Source organism: Ferruginibacter yonginensis, from assembly GCF_042651465.1.
Lineage (GTDB): Bacteria > Bacteroidota > Bacteroidia > Chitinophagales > Chitinophagaceae > Ferruginibacter > Ferruginibacter yonginensis.
The window spans coordinates 159,734-178,502 of the sequence record NZ_JBHSCZ010000001.1 but is presented as its reverse complement, the minus strand read 5'-3'; the positions used below and the strand labels follow the sequence as shown (position 1 = coordinate 178,502).

Here is an 18,769-nt window from a genome sequence, read left to right as displayed (position 1 = left end):
ACAATGTTCATAATTAAAAAATAAATTTTCTTAGCATGTCATTTATTACACCAATAAGATAAGTGCAGTGATTAGATTTTATACACAATGCTTTCAATATCTTTAATATTCAAAAGAGTGAAATGAATCGTAAGCAATTTTTAAAATTAAGTTCGTTAGGTTTATCAGCATTGTCGTTTAAGCAAGTACCTACAGCGGCAGTTAATAAACCAATTGTAATATCTACTTGGGATAGTGGTATGGCGGTAAATGCTGCTGCATGGAAAATTTTAGGTACAGGTGGTAAATCGGTTGATGCGGTTGAAGCAGGTGCCATATCAATAGAAAATGAGATAAACTGCTGTGTGGGCTTAGGTGGTTACCCTGACCGTGATGGGATTGTAACGTTAGATGCCTGCATTATGGATGAACATGCCAACTGTGGTGCGGTTGCTGGTTTAGAGCAAATAAAACATCCTATTTCAGTAGCACGTAAAGTTATGGAACTAACCCCTCATGTACTGTTGGTAGGTAACGGTGCTCAACAGTTTGCGCTTGAAAATGGTTTTACAAAAGAGCCTGCTGTATTATCAAAAGAAGCTACCGATGCGTATAATAATTGGTTGAAAGAGGGTAAATACAAACCTGTAATTAATATAGAAAATCAACCTAAAAAAACATTTGGAGGTCCGTTTGCCCCTACTTTTTTTAATGATGGCACACCCAACCATGATACTATGGGACTGGTAGCAATGGATGCAACTGGCAATTTAAGTGGTGCTGTAACCACTAGTGGTATGGCATTTAAAATACATGGTCGTGTAGGCGACTCCCCTGTTATTGGCGCTGGTTTATTTGTTGACAATGAAGTAGGTGCTGCCACTAGCAGCGGTACAGGCGAAGAAGTAATACGTATTTGCGGAACGCATTTGGTGGTAGAGTTTATGCGACAAGGTTATAGCCCGGAAATGGCTTGTAAAAAAGCGGTTGAACGTATTGTAAATAGGGATAAAGCCAAAGCAAAAACATTACAAGTAGGTTTTTTAGCCATGAACAAAAAAGGAGAACATGGTGCTTATGCCATACAAAAAGGGTTTGTATACAGCATAAAAACCAATACAGAAAACCGCATTATTGCTGCAAAGCATTTAATTTAAATAGGTATGTTAGAAACCATTGCGTTTAATATAGAAAGTTGTACAATAGCACAAGCTGCAGGTGCTGATAGAATTGAATTGTGTGCTAACCCTGGCGAAGGTGGTACTACACCAAGTGCTGGTTTTATAAAACAAGCAAGACGCTTATTGAGTATCGACCTCTTCCCTATCATTAGACCAAGAGGTGGCGATTTTTTATACACAGCTGATGAATTGGCTGTAATGAAAAGTGACATCTTACTTTGTAAAAATGCAGGATGTGATGGTGTGGTGCTGGGTGTGTTACAAGCCGATGGACATATCAATCAATCGATTTGTAGCGCATTGGTAGCACTGGCCTACCCTATGAGTGTTACCTTTCACCGAGCATTTGATAGGGTTGCTGACCCATCAACCGCATTGGAAGCCATTATTGATTGTGGGTTTGAAAGAATATTAACATCTGGCGGTAGACCAACAGCTATGGAAGGTATTGATGCTTTAACATGGTTGGTGACCCAAGCAAACAATCGCATCATTATTATGCCGGGCAGTGGTGTAAGGGCCAATAATATTGCACAAATTAAAACCATTACTGGTGCTACTGAATTTCATAGCAGTGCCAGAAAAATGTTTGTATCAAACATGCAATACCAAAATACTTTAATGAATGAGCAATTGCTTACAACAGGCATTGATGCACATGAAATAACCCAAATGCAACAGCTTTTAAAAAATGATACAGCATCGTTGTAAATATTTACTACTCCTATTTTTTATAAGCTTGTTTGTGCAACCAACTTTGCAGGCGCAACAAACCATTACCTTAAACAAAGCATGGCAATTTAAAAAGGCTACTGATAATGTTTGGCATAATGCCACAGTGCCCGGCTCCGTATACACTGATTTATACAAAAATAAAATAATCGAAGATCCGTTTTACGGTACCAATCATTTGCAATTAGCATGGATAGATAGCGCTGATTGGGTGTACAAAACCAACTTTACTCTCACCACACAACAATTAGCGCAACAACAAATTAGCTTGTTGTGTGAAGGACTTGATACCTACGCTACTATTTACCTCAACAATCATATAATAGCACAAACCAACAATATGTTTAGAAGTTGGCGTTTCCCTATTCAACAATGGGTAAGCGGTAACAACGAACTTATTATACATTTTAGGGCTGCCCAAAAAATTACTGATAGCATTGCAAAAGCAAAGCTGCCACTGGTTTTGACTGATAATAACCGAGTGTATGTACGTAAAGCAGCCTATCAATTTGGGTGGGATTGGGGTCCAACGTTTATCAATGCTGGTATATGGAAACCCATTCATATCGAATTCAATGAAATACCAAAAGAGAATGATGTAAACCCTGGTCCTGCTGCATTGCTGCAACAAACAAAAGATAGCATTGGTACTTCATTTTATTTTACAAAAAATAATCAACCCATTTACATTCAGGGTTCTAATTGGATACCTGCTAATATTTTTCCACATGCCACTACTGCAAACGAATATAGAAGTCTATTAATACAAGCCAAAAATGCTCACATGAATATGCTACGGGTTTGGGGTGGCGGTATTTATGAAGCTGATTTGTTTTATGATTTATGTGATAGTATTGGTATAATGGTGTGGCAAGATTTTATGTTTGGTAACGCCATGTACCCTGCTGATGCTGATTTTTTAAGCAATGTAAAAGTTGAAGTACAACAACAAATCAGCCGTTTAAAAAAACACCCTTGTATTGTAGTTTGGTGCGGTAATAATGAAATTGATGAAGCTTGGCACCAATGGGGTTGGCAAAACCAATTCAATATTCATGGTGCAGATTCAATTAAAATTTGGAACGATTACAAAACGCTTTTTCAAGACAGTTTAAAAGCTTGGGTACAATTGTATGATGGTAAGCGACCTTACATTAGTACTTCACCACAATATGGCTGGGGTAATAACAATAGCTATAACAATGGCGATAGCCATTACTGGGGCTTGTGGTGGGGCTTACAAGGTTGGGAAGCTTTTAAAACCAAAACGGGTAGGTTTGTAAGCGAATATGGTATGCAAGCCATGCCTAGCTATAACAGCATAAAAAACTATACAGCAAGTAACGATAGGTTTATTGGCAGCAATACGATGAATGCCCATCAAAAAGCCAATAATGGTTTTATGAAGTTGCACTATTATCTAAACAATTATTTTTTTGATACAACTTTATTATACAAACTTAATTTGGAGCAGTATAGTTATGTAACCCAATGTTTACAATATTATATTTTAAAAAACAGCATCATTACCCATAAAAATAAACAACCTTATAATATGGGTACTTTGTTATGGCAACTCAATGATTGTTGGCCAGTAACGAGTTGGAGTATTATTGAGTATGGCAATACACCCAAAGCCGCTTATTATGCCGTAAAAAATGCTTACAGTGATGGTGAATTGTTGGTTACAGATAGTGTTGCACCCAAACATATCATATTACAACAACCGAAGTTACAATTCAACTTAAATGAAGATGGTTGTATCCAAATAACGAGTCATACTTTGGTGAAATACCTTCAGCTTGATTTTGGAAAATACAGCCATTATTTAAGCGATAACTATATTGATATTGCAGCTGGTGAAACAAAAACTATTTACATAACCAACCATAACATCACTAAAAAAATGTTGCGAAAGTTACGCTACACTTCGTTTTATGATATACAAAAAGCGATCGCCTTACCGTAAGTTGTTTTTATGCAGTATACCAATGGGTGAACCTTGTGCCATAAAAACAGTATCGGGTATAGCATTGTTAAGATAGGCGAATGAGGGTCCGTATAATTGTTCAAAATCAACATCAATGGTATAATTGTTTACTTCGTGTACCAACCATGTTGGGTGGGTAACACCATATTCAAATGTAGTAGTATCGCTGTATTTTGAATAGCCCCAATAATGTTCTGCAATAAATTCTTCTTTACTACCGGGTAACATCGGCACAGCGTTGGCGTTGGTGGTCGCTTCTAATTTGAACCATTGTTTTTTAAATTTCCAATGATAGCCAAGGTGTATTTGTGCAGCATCTTTTGTAAAAAAATGTTTGGTAGGTAAGGTTACATATTTTTCTCGGTACAAGGCATTGGCCACCAAAGTAATGGCATGTTTAGGTACAATTTCTTTTATAAAAACGGCTCCTCTTTTCCACGTATCACCGTCTTTTTTACGCACATAAAAACGAAGGTTTATTTCTTCAAAATTTACATGAAAGGGTATGGTAAAGCCTAATAACTTTACCTTTTCAAACATAAACCCAATAAGGCTTACATAGCATTTACCCTCATAAAAATCGAGTTCCGTATGCTTGGGTACAAAGGGCTGTAAAATAGCCGGATCAATTGTATAATTAGCCATGATCAAATTGTTCCACTCTGCCGTCAAAAAATGCTTACCCATCAAATTTGATTTATTACGATTTATTTATTTCGTTCTTTATAATTTACTTTAAAAATGAGGCGGAGGTTTTGATCTTTAGTAAAATAATTATAAAACCAATTAAAGAAAACCGACAACCTATTTTTAACACCCAATATCAACATCAAGTGTAAAAACATCCAAACCAACCAAGCTAACAATCCACCAAAATGAATTTTAGGTTTAGGTACATCTACTACGGCCAATTTACGGCCTACCGTAGCCATGGCACCCTTATCGTTGTATTCAAAAGCAATCATACGATCGTTATTGCTTTTCATTTGCAACCATTTTAAATTATTCACCAACATATCTGCTTGTTGAATAGCAACTGGCGCCACCTGTGGGTGACCATTAGGGTATGCCGCATCAGCTTCCATATATGCCACATCACCAATAGCATAAATATTTTCAAACCCTTGTACTTTGCAGTATTCATTTACTTTTAAACGGTTGCCTTTAGCAATAATGGTTTCATTTAAACCGGGTATAATGTTACCTTTTATACCTGCAGCCCAAATAACCAGTGCGGTAGGTATGGTGGTTCCATCTTTAAGTGTAGCCACTTTACCGTCGTATGATGTTAAGATGGCGTTGGTCGTAACTTTTACGCCTAACTTCTCTAAATATTGTTGGGATTGTTGACTGCTTTTTTCACTCATTGCAGCCAATGTTTTAGTAGAACCTTCCAACAAAATAATGTTCATTTTACTGAAATCAAGGTCAGGGTAATCTTTCGGCAATACAAACCTCCGCATATCAGCAATGGCACCGCTTAACTCAACCCCTGTTGGTCCGCCCCCAACTACCACTATGTTCATGAGGCGTTGTAACTCTTCGGGGTCGGTGGTTGCAGTGGCATCTTCAAAATTTTTCAACATACGGTGCCTCAGTTGAATTGCTTCAACCGTACTTTTCATAGGCATGGCATTCGCAGCCATTTGTTCGTTTCCAAAAAAGTTGGTATCGGCACCTGTGGCAATAACCAATTGATCATATTCAAAATCACCAATATCGGTAGCTACTTTATTTTGATTGTGGTGAATGGCGGTAACTTCTGCCATTCTAAAATGAACATTTTTACTATTATGAAAAACTTTACGTAGCGGAAAAGAAATATTGCTGGCATCTAAACCAGCCGTAGCTACTTGGTAAAATAGTGGTTGAAATTGATGGTAATTAAAACGATCAATTAATGTAATATCGAAACCTGCTTTATTGCTGAGTGAACGGGCTAAACGCAAGCCCCCAAATCCACCTCCTATTATTACTAATTTCATTTAAGAAGCTTTTTATTTCAGCAAAGATACAAAACTTTCAATTATTTTTGAAAATTCAGAATACTAATAAAGCATACGGACTTTTCGGGTTCCTTTTACACTTCTTAAAAGTTCGATTGCATTTTTGCTGATGTTTTTATCAACATCTAACACAACATAACCTGTGCCATCGTTGGTTTTGAGGTATTGACCAAGAATATTGATGTTATTTTTACTTAATAATGTATTGATGCTACTTAACACACCCGGTACATTGTTGTGAATATGAAGTATTCGGTGAGCACCTTCTTGCGGAGGCAATGCCAGTGCAGGAATACTGTGAGAGCCTGTGCTGATGCCTTTTTCAAGAAAATTAAAAAGTTTGGTACTGACATCAATCCCAATATTACTTTGGGCTTCTTGTGTACTACCGCCAATATGTGGCGTTAAAATAACATTGGGTAAATGTTGTAACGGTGTGGTAAAACTATCACCATTTTTTTCGGGTTCTATCGGAAAAACATCCACTGCTGCCCCACCTATTTTTCCGCTTTCAATGGCTTTCGCTAATGCTTTTAAATCGACCACCGTACCCCTTGCATAGTTGATGATGATGGCACCTTGTTTACAATGCGCTAAGGTAGTTTTATTAATAAGGTGTTGTGTGGAGGCAATTTCGGGTACATGCAACGTAACGATATCAGCCTTCTGCAATAACTCTTTCAACGATTTACTATCCGCTGCGTTACCAAGTGGCAATTTTGTTTCGCTATCATAAAACAATACTTTCATGCCTAAGGCTTCGGCCAATACACTCACTTGGCTCCCAATATTACCATAACCTATAATACCAATGGTTTTACCTCGTAACTCATGGCTACCGGTGGCATCTTTCATCCATTTTCCTTCATGTGCAGCTTTATTTTTATCAACAATTTTTCTGATGAGCATAATGGATGCACCCAATACCAACTCAGCCACACTACGTGTATTACTATATGGTGCATTAAACACGGCAACACCATGTTGGGCAGCAGCTTCCACATCAACTTGGTTAACCCCAATACAAAAACAACCAATGGCTTGTAACTTAGTAGCAGCTTGCAATACAGCTGCTGTAATATTTGTTTTACTACGTATACCTAAAATATGAACGTTCTTAATTTCTTTAATTAATTCGGCTTCGCTAATAGCACCGTTCAACTTTTTTATAGAAGTATAACCTGCATTTGAAAACTGTTGCACGGCTGCATCACTAATATTTTCTAAAAAAAGTATATTGATTTTTTCTTTCGGATAACTCGTTGTTTTTTTAACTACTGCCATAAAACCTTATTTTGCACAAATATATCTTTTTACGAAGCGTTTTTTACATAAGCATTTCGTATCAATCAAATTATTAGATTTTATTTAAAAAATGCTTTCTACCTTAAAAAAAATAACAATAGGCTACACGGTTGCAGCATTGGTTGCAGTGGGTTGCAATCAACACCACAATAATGCCGATTCAAAAACTGCATCAACCACAACCCCACATTATACTTTACAAGCGCCACTGCCCATTAGTACGGCAGAAAAGCAAGCTTTACAATACAAGTGCAACTTATTTTATGATAGCATGCTTAATAAAAGCGGTTTTAATGGGGGCATGATTGTAGCTAAAGATGGTAACATCATTTTTGAAAAATATAAAGGCAGTATTAATTTAGACGATAAAGTACCTATTACTGATAGCACCCCATTACACATAGCATCGGTATCAAAAACATTTACCGCTATGGCTGTGCTGAAGTTGCAGCAACAACAACAATTAAACATCAACGATCTTTTTAGCAAATACTTTCCGGCATTTAATTATGAAGGTGTTACCATCAAAAGTTTATTAAACCACCGCAGCGGCTTACCTAATTATCTTTATTTTATGGAAGATTTGGGTTGGCCCAAAGATTCATTGATACATAACAATGATGTTCTCAATTGGCTCATACAGAAAAAAGATAGTATTAAAAATATTGCTCCGGCTAATAAACATTTTACCTATTGTAACACCAATTATGCCCTGCTTGCTTTGTTAATTGAAAAAGTAAGTGGCCAAACCTACCCTCAATTTATACAGCAACAAATATTTGATGCAATAGGTATGCAACACAGTTTTGTACACTTTACCAATGATGGCAAAATACGATCAAAAACATTTGATTGGAAAGGCCGTGAAATACCCGATAATAATTTAGATGAAGTGTACGGCGATAAAAATATTTATAGTACGCCAAAAGATTTATTAATGTGGGATAAGGTTTTAAGAGACACACAGTTTTTACCAGCAACGTACATTCAAATGGCTTATGAACCTTACAGTAATGAAAAAGCAGGTATTAAAAACTACGGCTTAGGTTGGCGCATGAATAATTATGATGATGGTAAAAAAATAATTTTTCATAATGGTTGGTGGCATGGTAATAACGCCTCTTTTATACGATTAATTAAGGAAAATGCTACCATCATTGTCATTAGCAATCGTTTTACCCGTAATGTGTATAAAGCCAAATTATTGGCGAATATTTTTAATCATTTTTTTGATACAGATGTAGAAGAAAACGAAAGTGCCGCCACTACAAATATGGTAGATACAGTCGCTTCAAAATCAAGCAAAAAAGTTTATCCAAAAAAGAAGTAACACAAGGCGATAGCGGTAATAATACCCACCAAATCTGCCAACAACATGGCACCAATGGCGTAACGGGTATTTTTTACCATGATGGAACCGAAGTATACCGCAATCACATAAAAAGTAGTGTCAGATGAGCCTTGCAATATGCAAGCTAACCTGCCTGCGAAAGAATCAGCACCGTAAGTTTTCATGGTATCTACCATCATACCTCTTGCCGCACCACCACTAAAGGGTTTTACTAATGCGGTGGGTAAGCCATCTACAAATCGGGTATCTGCACCTATGGCTGCAAAACAATATTTAAAACCATTGATAATGGCATCAAAAGTACCGCTGGTGCGTAACAATGCAATAGCCACCAACATACCCACTAAGTAAGGTATAATACGAACAGCAGTTTCAAAACCACCCTTGGCACCATCAATAAACGCATCGAACACATCAATTTTTTTATACAAGCCGCCTAATACAATGGCTATAAAAACAAACAATATCAAGCCATTACTGAGCAATCCGGAAAAACTTTGTAAACCTTCGCCACTAAGTGATTTTAAATAGACCAACAACAGGGCAATCACTGCTGTAATACCTCCAACCCACAAAATAATAACAGGTTGCAACACATTAATTTTTTGTTTAAATGACACGATCAACATAGCTGCCATGGTGGCTACAAATGTTGCGATCATACAAGGTATAAATATGTCTAACGGATTGGCAGCTTTTGCTGAAGCCCTTAATGCAATAATGCTTATGGGTATAAGGGTTAAGCCACTAGCATGCAAACACAAAAACATAATTTGTGCATTGCTAGCCCTTTCTTTATCAGCGTTTAATGTTTGTAAACTTTCCATCGCTTTTAACCCAAAGGGTGTTGCGGCATTATCTAACCCCAATAAATTGGCCGAAAAGTTCATCATCATATGTCCAATAGCAGGATGCCCTTTCGGCACATCGGGAAAAATTTTTGTAAAAAATGGGCCAATTAATCGGCTCAACAAATTAATACCGCCTGCTTTTTCAGCAATGGCCAAAAAGCCCATAAAAAGCACCAACAACCCAATCAACCCCAAACAAATATTCACTGCATTGGTACAAGTTGTTACAACACCATCTGCCGTTTGAATTTTAAACTGTAAATATTGTGCATTAGCAATTTTGGTAGTAAGAATACCATCAGTTGTATCAACCTTTTGGGTGTTCAGCTTTTGTACCAACAAAGCATTTACTTGAATAGAATCAGTTGTTCTTAGTTTGATAGTATCATTGGCTTTACCTGTAACCATTTGGGTAAATATGGCTTTGTTGTTTTCTGTAAAGCATACCATTTTTACCAATGCAACTGAAATCGCTATAATGATAAAAGCAGACCAAATTCTACTCAAAGCCATATTGTAACTATTTAAAGATGTTGTAAACCAATGTAATACTCGGTTGGAAAATTAGTATTTTAATCTCATTAATAAAATGATTGTGCTGCATTTCCATTTTATGATACCATAATTTAGTTGCTATTACAAGCAAAAATTGCTTAAACAACCGCTTTAAAAGTACGCTGTAAACCTTACCTTTGCAGCCGTTTAAAAAAAGTAATTTTTAAACCATCACAATCGAAAAAATAATAAAATGGCTTTAAAAGCAGGAATTGTAGGTTTACCAAATGTGGGCAAATCAACTTTATTTAATGCGGTTAGTAACAGTGCTAAAGCACAAGCAAGTAACTACCGTTTTTGTACAATTGAACCAAACACAGGTTTGGTAAATGTGCCAGATGCTCGTTTAGATAAATTGGCATCATTGGTAAATCCTGAACGAGTGGTACCCACCCAAATAGAAATTGTAGATATTGCAGGCTTGGTACGTGGAGCAAGTAAAGGTGAAGGCTTAGGAAATAAATTTTTAGCCAATATTAGAGAGGTTGATGCCATTATACAAGTGATTCGTTGTTTTGAAGATGATAATATTTTAAGAGAAGAAGGCGCTATAAACCCTGTAGGTGATAAAGAAATTATTGAAACAGAACTTCAGTTAAAAGATTTAGAAAGCGTTGACAAAAAATTACAACGTACCGAAAAATTAGCTAAAACAGATACAAAAGCTAAAGCTGAGTTAGACGTTTTATTGAAATGTAAAGCACACCTTGAGCAAGGCAAAAATATTGTAACCTTAGGATTATCTAAAGAAGAAAAAGTTGCTATTGCTGATTTATTTTTATTGACAGATAAACCTGTATTGTATGTAGCGAATGTTGATGAGGCTTCTATGCACACCGGCAATAAATATTCTGCTGCTTTAATTGAAGCGGTAAAAAATGAAGGCAATGAGGTTATTGTTATGACCAATGCCGTAGAAGCTCAAATTGCGGAGTTTGAAGATGCAGATGATAAAGCCATGTTTATGGAAGAATATAAAATGACCGAACCTGCGCTTGATCGTTTGATTCACAGTACTTATAAATTACTCAACTTAAGTACCTACTTTACTGCAGGCGTACAAGAGGTAAGAGCATGGACCATTCACAAAGGTTGGAAGGCACCCCAAGCTGCTAGTGTTATACATACTGATTTTGAAAAAGGTTTTATTAAAGCGGAGGTTATTGGCTACAATGATTTTATTACCTTAGGTTCAGAAGCTGCTTGTAGAGAGCAAGGCAAATTAAGAATTGAAGGTAAAGAGTACGTTGTGAATGATGGTGATGTAATGCACTTTAGGTTTAACGTTTAACACATAGTTACATTAAAAACAAAAAGTCGATTATTAGTAATCGACTTTTTTGTTTTTAAAAATAGCGACTATAAAACTACACCGGTTCAAATGCTTTTACTTCACCCACTTTGGCTGATTGTACATTTACCACATTTCCATTAGCATTGGTAACAAAAGCAACAATACGAGCATTGTTTATGTTACCGATATTATTAGCGATTGTAATGGAATACGTTTTATCATTATCAATACCTGATGCTGCAATAGCATCGCCAGTGGTGGCTGTTAAAATGGCTCGTAACACACCATCGTACCTAAAGTTGGGTATCACTGCTTGTCCACCATATAAATTCGAAGAATAATTTCTTTGAGAAAAATATAAATCATCTTCTACAACATACACGGTTAGCTTAGCACTAGCACCTATTGATTGCGAATAATTTACTTTTATATTAGCGGTAATTACCCCACCATTAGCAGTAGAATTAATGGCGATGCCAGCAAATGAAAATGGTTGTATGGCACCAATTACCTGATTTACATTTTCATATTGTGGGCCGTTCCAGCCACTTGTTCTGTTAATAATACCCGTAGGTACGCCCCCTACATTTTGACTAGCGGCCAAACTATTTCCATAATTATTAATGAACGGATCATTACCAAACAAATGTGTGCCAACTACAATGGCTTTATTGGTTTGTTGTTTCAATAAATCTACCCCATACAATATTCTTGGGCAATTACCACACCATGTTCCAGAGTACTCTTCTACCAATACTTTGTGCACAAAATTATTACCGCTACCTGTGCCGCCACCACCAGTGCCACCACCGCCGGTTCCTCCACCACCGGTTGGCGGTGCTGCACTTACCGTAATGGTAACAACAGGTGCATTTAAACTTCCTAAAGTTGCATATACGGCAAACGTGCCAACTTGGTCAAAATTATAAGTAGTACCATTTACAAGGGTACCGTTAACGAACAATTTTGCCTGACTGGTAACATTTTCATTTTTTGCATTTACTACCAAAAAACTTAATTCTGTGTCTTTAAGTACATTAAAAGCACTTGGTTTAACAGTAATATAATCTTGCACTGGCTCTGAAAAATCAGATTCGATTTTTGTGCACGAAAAAAGTGCCCCTAATAATACAACAGCCGTTAGGTAAAGTAATTTTCTCATATGCTTGATGTTATTTTTTTGAATGTTTACACTTTCAACAATCGATAACTACGCAAGCTTTTTAACAACCTTACAAAAAATAATATTAATTGTAAGGCAATGGTAACATGTCCGTATAAACAATACCAGAAAGGGTTTACGTATCAATAATATTTTAATATGAAGCAATTTTTTATAACCGCCTTAATAGTAATAAGTTTTTTTGCTGCAGCAAAGAGCCAAACCTTACCAAAGGTTGATTTGGTAAATTTAAACGGTGACACTTTTAATAGCAGTCAATTTGAAAGCATCCGTAACAAACCGATTATTATATCATTTTGGGCCACTTGGTGTGTACCATGTATCAATGAATTAACCACTATTAATGATCAGTATGCAGATTTAAAAAAAGCATTACAGTTTGAACTTTACGCCATTGCTGAAGATGATAGTAGAACAGCGAAGCGTATACAACCCTTGGTAAATGGTAAAAATTGGTCGTTTGAAATTTTACACGATAAAAATCAAGCCCTTAAACGCCAACTCAACATCATGAACATTCCGTACACCATTGTTGTAAAAAATGGCACCATCATTTACAAACATTCTGGCTATGTTCCTGGCGATGAAGATGAACTTTTTACCATTATTCGTAACAACCAATAATATGCTATCAAAATATACACTACTCACATTTTTATGCAGTATTACTTTCTCAAACACATTACTGGCACAACTTTCAGGCGGCTTTGAAAATAACAGTGCTTGGTATATTGATGATGATAAAGTAAAGCTTGAATCGTTTGAAACTGCCAACAGGGTAAGAGCCAACGCTTATTTACGACTCGATTACACTTTAAAAAATTTTACCGCTGGCGTACAAGTAGAATCGTATGTGCCTAAAGCATTGTTGAATTATAGTCCCAATTTTAAAGATGCTGGCTTAGGCAACTATTACCTCAATTATAAAAATGATAGCATTGGCGTAGATATTACTGTAGGGCATTTTTATGAACAATTTGGTAGTGGCTTGGTACTTCGTACTTGGGAAGACAGACAACTCGGTATTGCCAACTCCATTGTGGGTGGCAAAATAAAATACCAACCAACGCCATATATCAATGTTACAGCCTTGTATGGCAAGCAGCGCAACGGTTTGGCATTTGATTATACCAATGGCACTATTGCTGGCTTTAATGGTGAACTTTTGTTGAGTAATTTATTTAGAAGTAAAAAAGCAACCTACAATATTGGAGGTAGTTACGTAAACAGATATGAAAAACTACCAACCAATACCGCTGTAAACAACAGTACCTACTTAACATCTATAAGGGGAAGCTATGCCATTAAAGGTTTTACAATAGATGCTGAATACGCATTTAAATCGGCTGATGCGTTAGTGGAATTTGGTAACATTCGCAACGATTTACAATTTGATGGTGATGCGTATTTATTAAACATTGGCTACTCCAAAAAAGGACTCGGTATTAATGCCACTTTTCGCCGATTAGAAAATTTTGGTCTTTATTCGCAACGAAATTTACAAGGCAATGCCTTTAATGAAGGCTTTGTAAACTTTACCCCTTCACTTACCAAGCAATATGATTATAGCTTAACCAATATTTATGTTTATGCAGCCCAACCCAACATCAGCTTTGAACCTAACAGAAACAAAGCCGGTGAAATTGGTGGCCAATTTGATATATTTTATAAGTTTAAAAAAGACAGTGATTTAGGAGGAAAATATGGCACCAACCTAGCCATTAATGTTGCACAATGGCATGGATTAAAAGGACGGTACGATGCTTTAAATCGTAAGTACAAAGCTGATTTAGCAGGGGTTGGACAAAAATATTATCATGAAGCAAGTATTGAAATAAGAAAACAACTTACAAAAAATTGGACAACCGTTTTCACATATTTAAATCAATACTATAACAATCGTTATGTTGAAGAAACCGTGGGTGATGTAAATGCTCAAACAGTGGTGCTCGACAATACATTTAAATTCAAAAAAGGACGCTCCATTCGTTGGGAAGTGCAACACCAATGGGCGAACGCAAGTTTCAAAAACTGGGCTGCAATGGTGTTAGAATATAATTTTAATTCGCAGTGGAGCATTTTTGGTGTTGATTTATATAATTACGGTAATGATGATGTAAACAAACAAATACATTTTTATAATGCAGGTGTTGTTTTTAAAAAGAATGCCATTAGGGCACAAACGAGTTATGGCAGACAAAGAGGTGGGTTAATTTGTGTGGGTGGTGTATGTAGGTTTGTACCAGAGAGTGCAGGGTTAAACCTCAGTATTAACTACAGCTTTTAACTTATAAGGGTAAACTACCTTGCTGTACTTTAGGCTTTGTAGATTGTTGTTTTTTGATAGGCTTAGGTGCTTTGGGTTGGGTATGTTTGGCTAAAACCTGCTCTCCTGCTGCTTTTGAAGCGGCACTATTTTTTAGGCCCCAAATAATATCACTGGCTTTTTTTCTGCTAATGCCTTCATCAACAATTGGTGCAGGATAATCTTTACCTATAACGCATTGGTATTGCTGTTGTTCAAGTAAAGTAAGTTGCCAAGGCATGTGTATTACATTTGAAGGCACTAAAGCTAATTCAGGCACCCATTGTTTTATAAACACAGCATCTGCATCATGGGTTTCGCTATTTTTAATAGGGTTATAAATTCTGATGGTATTAATACCGGTAACACCTGCTTGCATTTGCAATTGTGGGTAATGAATACCAGGTTCATAATCTAAAAACTGCTTTGCTAAAAACCTGCTACATCGCTGCCAAGGCTGCCATAAGTTGAAGGTAAAGAACGATACTACCATGGCCCTCATTCTAAAATTAATGTAACCTGTAGCCACTAAACAACGCATACAAGCATCTACCAACGGGTAGCCTGTTTGTCCGGCTTCCCATGCCGCAATAAAAGCTTCATTAATGGGCTGTTCTAAATTTTTGTAAGCAGTATTTACACTTTCAAATTCAATACCACATTCATCTTCAAACTTTTGTATAAAGTGGCAATGCCAATGTAGCCTCGATATAAAGTTTGACAAAGCCCTTTTATTATCAGCCTTTTGGTAATGTTGCATGGTATATTGGTAAACCATACGCATACTAATATTGCCATATGTAAGGTAGGGTGAAAGCCTGCTACAACTCTTTCTACTCAATGCCGGTTTTGAAATGTGCTTACTGTAATTTATATAACGACTTTTTAAAAAACTATCTAAATAGCGCCATGCAAGGGTTTCACCACCTTGTTGAAAATTATTATCGGGGGTTGTAATAGTTGGTGGTAGCGGTATTGGTAAAAGCTGTTGCTCAATTGCAATGGGTAAAGTAACTAATTGCAAAGCATTTTCATCAATCATGGCTGGTGGCGCTTCCATGGTTTGGTGCCATTTTGCTTGCCAATTTTTCCTACTTTTTAAGCGACGAACAATACCATTGGTTGCATATTCTTTCCAAACGATGTTGTGTTGTTTAAAATATTGCTGCATGGCAATATCTCTATCATAGGTAGCTTTATTCCCAATTTCTTGATGTGAAAAAACAGTTGTTATGTTAAAGTGTGCTAAAACAATATCGAACATACTGTGCACTTCTTGGTGTGCCACATATAATGATGTTTGCTTGTATTGCAACTTTTGCTGTAATACCAAAACAGCTTCGTATACAAAGCGCCAATGCCTAACATCACTGTCGCAATAGGCCATTATTGATGGCTCAAAACAATACAATAATAAAACAGGTAAACCTTGTTGTTGCGCCGCCAATAAAGGTGCATGGTCGGTAAAACGTAGATCACGTTTAAACCAAACCACATTAATTGTTGGCTTTGTAGTAGCAATTTCCTCCATCATGTACACCTACTATTTTGAAGCCATTGGTTTTCACCGAAAGGCTGTTATTGATACCCCAATATTTTCAACATACTTTGCGATGATTGTTCTTTGGCATATACCCAATCAATGAGTTTACCATTTTTATCTTTCTCAACAATAATATGTTTAGGAGAAGGTATTAAGCAATGTTTTATACCACCGTAACCACTAATTTGATCTTGATATGCACCTGTATGAAAAAAGCCTACATACAAAGGTTCTTTATTACTTTCTAAATCATCTTCATTGGTAGTTTTTACTTTTGGCAAAAACACTTCGTTGATGTGTTCTTCTGAATCGTAATAATCATGCCCATCGCAGGTAATACCACCCAATACTACTCGTTGGTATTCGTTTTTCCATTTGTTGATAGGCAGCATCAAAAACTTTTCACCAATACCCCAAGTATCGGGCAAAGTGGTGATGAATGATGAGTCAATCATGTACCAAGTTTCTCTATCATTCTGTACTTTTTCGCCAATAACGCTGTAAATATGTGCCATGCTTTCACCTACTGTAAAGCTGCCAAATTCAGTATAAATATTTGGCATTTGAACTTTGGCTTTTTTACAAGCATTTTTAATGTTGCCTACAATTTCATTGATCATGAATTGGTAATCATATTCAAAACCCAATGAGTGTTTAATAGGGAAACCACCACCAATATTAATAGAATCTAACTCAGGACAAATCTTTTTTAACTGGCAATAAAGTGTGATACTCTTTTGTAATTCACTCCAATAATACACATCATCTTTAATACCTTTATTAAGGAAGATGTGCAGCATTTTTAGTTGAAATTTATCTTCGTACCCTTCAATTTCATCAACATAAAAACCTAATACATCCTTAGCTTTCATACCCAAACGTGAAGTATAAAATGGAAAACTAGGCTCTTCCTCAGCGGCGATACGAATACCTAATTTAAAAGGCTCACCAGTGCGTATGTTACGCTTATACATATTGAGCTCTTCTTTATTATCTAAAACAGGAATTACATTTTTAAACCCATCATTAATCAATTTTGCAATTCTGCTAGTATAATTTTTTTGCTTAAAACCGTTGCAAACAATATGAGTATCCTTCGTAATTTTCTTCTTTTTGTACAATGCGTTAATGATATCAATATCGTACGCATACGAAGTTTCTAAATGAATATTATGTTTTAATGCTTCCTCAACAATAAAACTAAAGTGTGAACTTTTGGTACAGTAACAATAATTGTATTGTCCTTCATACTTATGCTTTTTAAAGGCATTGGCAAACATATCTTTCGCCCTGTTTATTTGCATACCTATTTTAGGTAAATAGGTTAATTTTAAAGGCGTACCATATTTATCAATCAATGCTTTAATGTCTAAATCATTGTATTGCAGATGATCGTTGTGAAGCTTAAACCCTTCTTGTGGAAAATTAAAGGTTTGCTGTACAAGACTGTCATAAGAATTATTCATCGGCTTTGAGGCTGCAGTTTTTATTTTTTGCTGCGCAAATATAATTTATAGTGATGGTTTTACGTGTATTCAATAAAAAATAACTGTAGCTGAGGTTATTTTTTGTTGTAGTAAATAATGATTTTAATTAATACTACTGCCAAGGCTGTTGAAAACAGTAACAAGAAGATGATGAGTGGCCACATAACAATTCAAAAATTTGCATTGTAAAGGTACTATATCAAGTTGGTGAAAAATAAAAAAGCCATCTTAAGTAAGATGGCTTTTTGTATATGATTTTGTAACACTATTTTACTGATTCTACCAAACGCTTAAAAGCTTCTGGCTCGTTCATAGCTAAATCAGCTAATACCTTACGGTTTAAGTCGATTTTCTTTTCAGTTAATTTGTGTATGAATTCGCTGTAAGTAATACCTTCTGCTCTTACGGCTGCGTTAATACGAGCAATCCATAAAGTACGGTATTCTCTTTTCTTTAATTTACGGCCTACATAGCTGTAAGTAAGGCCTTTTTCCATTACGTTTTTCGCAACGGTATATACATTTTTACGTTTGCCGTAATATCCTTTAGCGGCTTTTAAAATTCTTTTTCTGCGTGCCCTGCTGGCTACTGCATTTACTGAACGTGGCATATTTAATTTTTTTTAAAGTTAATGGTTGATTTACCCTGCTTTAATTGCTTGGGCAACTGGTTTATTTCATTCCAAGCAATCTTCTTACAAAGTGTAAGTTGGTTGAATCAACTACACCATCTTTACGCATTGCACGTTTGCGTTTGGTAGATTTTTTGGTAAGAATGTGGCGTTTGAAAGCCTTTTGGAAAGTAATTTTACCTGTACCGGTAACTTTAAAGCGCTTTTTTGCGCTGCTGTTTGTTTTTACCTTTGGCATTATATAACTTATTAATGTTACTCCCTGCTGGCGGTTCGAACAGACGAACACTTATGGAGCCTTGTGGGAAATGTCTAAAAAGATTGCTCTTTTCGGAGTGCAAAAGTAAGGAAATTATTTAAAAAGTACGCATACATT

Annotated in this window: 16 protein-coding genes; 7 read left to right on the top strand and 9 right to left on the bottom strand. The window is 36.1% G+C overall.

Features of this window, described 5'->3' with window-relative positions; translation table 11 throughout:
• Nucleotides 1–122: 122 nt before the first annotated feature.
• The 3 genes from ACFOWM_RS00765 to ACFOWM_RS00755 are packed head-to-tail and all read left to right on the top strand — an operon-like array spanning nt 123 to nt 3,861.
• Nucleotides 123–1,136: a N(4)-(beta-N-acetylglucosaminyl)-L-asparaginase gene (locus ACFOWM_RS00765; RefSeq protein ID WP_379705656.1), complete on the top strand. Its 1,014-nt coding sequence runs from the start codon at nt 123–125 to the stop codon at nt 1,134–1,136.
• 6 nt (nt 1,137–1,142) lie between these two features.
• Nucleotides 1,143–1,871, top strand: a complete 729-nt coding sequence (locus tag ACFOWM_RS00760) for a copper homeostasis protein CutC (RefSeq protein WP_379705653.1) — start codon at nt 1,143–1,145, stop codon at nt 1,869–1,871.
• The gene (locus tag ACFOWM_RS00755; protein ID WP_379705651.1) at nt 1,852–3,861 is read left to right on the top strand and encodes a glycoside hydrolase family 2 protein; all 2,010 of its coding nucleotides are present in this window, start codon (nt 1,852–1,854) and stop codon (nt 3,859–3,861) included. Before ACFOWM_RS00760 ends, ACFOWM_RS00755 begins: the two co-directional genes overlap by 20 nt.
• On the opposite strand, the gene ACFOWM_RS00750 is transcribed toward ACFOWM_RS00755, so the two are convergent.
• From ACFOWM_RS00750 to serA, 3 genes are all read right to left on the bottom strand, one after another.
• Nucleotides 3,853–4,569, bottom strand: a complete 717-nt coding sequence (locus ACFOWM_RS00750) for a YqjF family protein (protein WP_379705648.1) — start codon at nt 4,567–4,569, stop codon at nt 3,853–3,855. The two genes, ACFOWM_RS00755 and ACFOWM_RS00750, sit on opposite strands and share 9 nt — an antisense overlap.
• 20 nt (nt 4,570–4,589) lie before the next feature.
• Nucleotides 4,590–5,867: an NAD(P)/FAD-dependent oxidoreductase gene (locus ACFOWM_RS00745; protein ID WP_379705646.1), complete on the bottom strand. Its 1,278-nt coding sequence runs from the start codon at nt 5,865–5,867 to the stop codon at nt 4,590–4,592.
• A 63-nt stretch (nt 5,868–5,930) separates the two neighbouring features.
• Entirely contained in the window at nt 5,931–7,172 is a 1,242-nt protein-coding gene (gene serA, locus ACFOWM_RS00740) for a phosphoglycerate dehydrogenase (protein ID WP_379705643.1), read from the bottom strand.
• A gap of 91 nt (nt 7,173–7,263) precedes the next feature.
• Between serA and ACFOWM_RS00735 the strand changes: the two genes are divergently transcribed.
• Nucleotides 7,264–8,523, top strand: coding sequence for a serine hydrolase domain-containing protein (locus tag ACFOWM_RS00735; RefSeq protein ID WP_379705640.1), 1,260 nt, complete (start codon nt 7,264–7,266; stop codon nt 8,521–8,523).
• On the opposite strand, the gene ACFOWM_RS00730 is transcribed toward ACFOWM_RS00735, so the two are convergent.
• A complete protein-coding gene (locus ACFOWM_RS00730) occupies nt 8,505–9,908 on the bottom strand; it encodes a nucleoside recognition domain-containing protein (protein WP_379705638.1) in 1,404 nt (467 codons plus the stop codon). The genes ACFOWM_RS00735 and ACFOWM_RS00730 overlap by 19 nt on opposite strands.
• Nucleotides 9,909–10,143: 235 nt before the next feature.
• Here ACFOWM_RS00730 and ychF point away from each other — a divergent pair, with 235 nt between their 5' ends.
• Nucleotides 10,144–11,241, top strand: coding sequence for a redox-regulated ATPase YchF (gene ychF, locus ACFOWM_RS00725; protein WP_379705635.1), 1,098 nt, complete (start codon nt 10,144–10,146; stop codon nt 11,239–11,241).
• 76 nt (nt 11,242–11,317) lie between these two features.
• Here ychF and ACFOWM_RS00720 read toward each other — a convergent pair whose 3' ends face one another.
• Nucleotides 11,318–12,406 (bottom strand): Omp28-related outer membrane protein, encoded by a 1,089-nt coding sequence (locus ACFOWM_RS00720; RefSeq protein WP_379705632.1) that lies wholly within the window; start codon nt 12,404–12,406, stop codon nt 11,318–11,320.
• 159 nt (nt 12,407–12,565) lie between these two features.
• Here ACFOWM_RS00720 and ACFOWM_RS00715 point away from each other — a divergent pair, with 159 nt between their 5' ends.
• Together ACFOWM_RS00715 and ACFOWM_RS00710 are read left to right on the top strand one after the other, a co-directional pair.
• A complete protein-coding gene (locus ACFOWM_RS00715; protein ID WP_379705629.1) occupies nt 12,566–13,051 on the top strand; it encodes a TlpA family protein disulfide reductase in 486 nt (161 codons plus the stop codon).
• Between the two features lies 1 nt (nt 13,052).
• Complete coding sequence (locus ACFOWM_RS00710; protein ID WP_379705626.1) at nt 13,053–14,714, top strand: DUF6029 family protein; 1,662 nt, start codon at nt 13,053–13,055, stop codon at nt 14,712–14,714.
• Between the two features lies 1 nt (nt 14,715).
• Here ACFOWM_RS00710 and ACFOWM_RS00705 read toward each other — a convergent pair whose 3' ends face one another.
• From ACFOWM_RS00705 to rpmI, 4 genes are all read right to left on the bottom strand, one after another.
• A complete protein-coding gene (locus tag ACFOWM_RS00705; protein ID WP_379705623.1) occupies nt 14,716–16,266 on the bottom strand; it encodes a cryptochrome/deoxyribodipyrimidine photo-lyase family protein in 1,551 nt (516 codons plus the stop codon).
• A gap of 44 nt (nt 16,267–16,310) precedes the next feature.
• Entirely contained in the window at nt 16,311–17,741 is a 1,431-nt protein-coding gene (locus ACFOWM_RS00700; protein ID WP_379705621.1) for an arginine decarboxylase, read from the bottom strand.
• A gap of 286 nt (nt 17,742–18,027) precedes the next feature.
• On the bottom strand, nt 18,028–18,372 hold the full coding sequence (gene rplT / locus ACFOWM_RS00695) for a 50S ribosomal protein L20 (RefSeq protein ID WP_379705618.1): 345 nt from the start codon (nt 18,370–18,372) through the stop codon (nt 18,028–18,030).
• Between the two features lie 61 nt (nt 18,373–18,433).
• Nucleotides 18,434–18,631: a 50S ribosomal protein L35 gene (rpmI, locus tag ACFOWM_RS00690; protein WP_379705615.1), complete on the bottom strand. Its 198-nt coding sequence runs from the start codon at nt 18,629–18,631 to the stop codon at nt 18,434–18,436.
• Between the last annotated feature and the right edge of the window lie 138 nt (nt 18,632–18,769).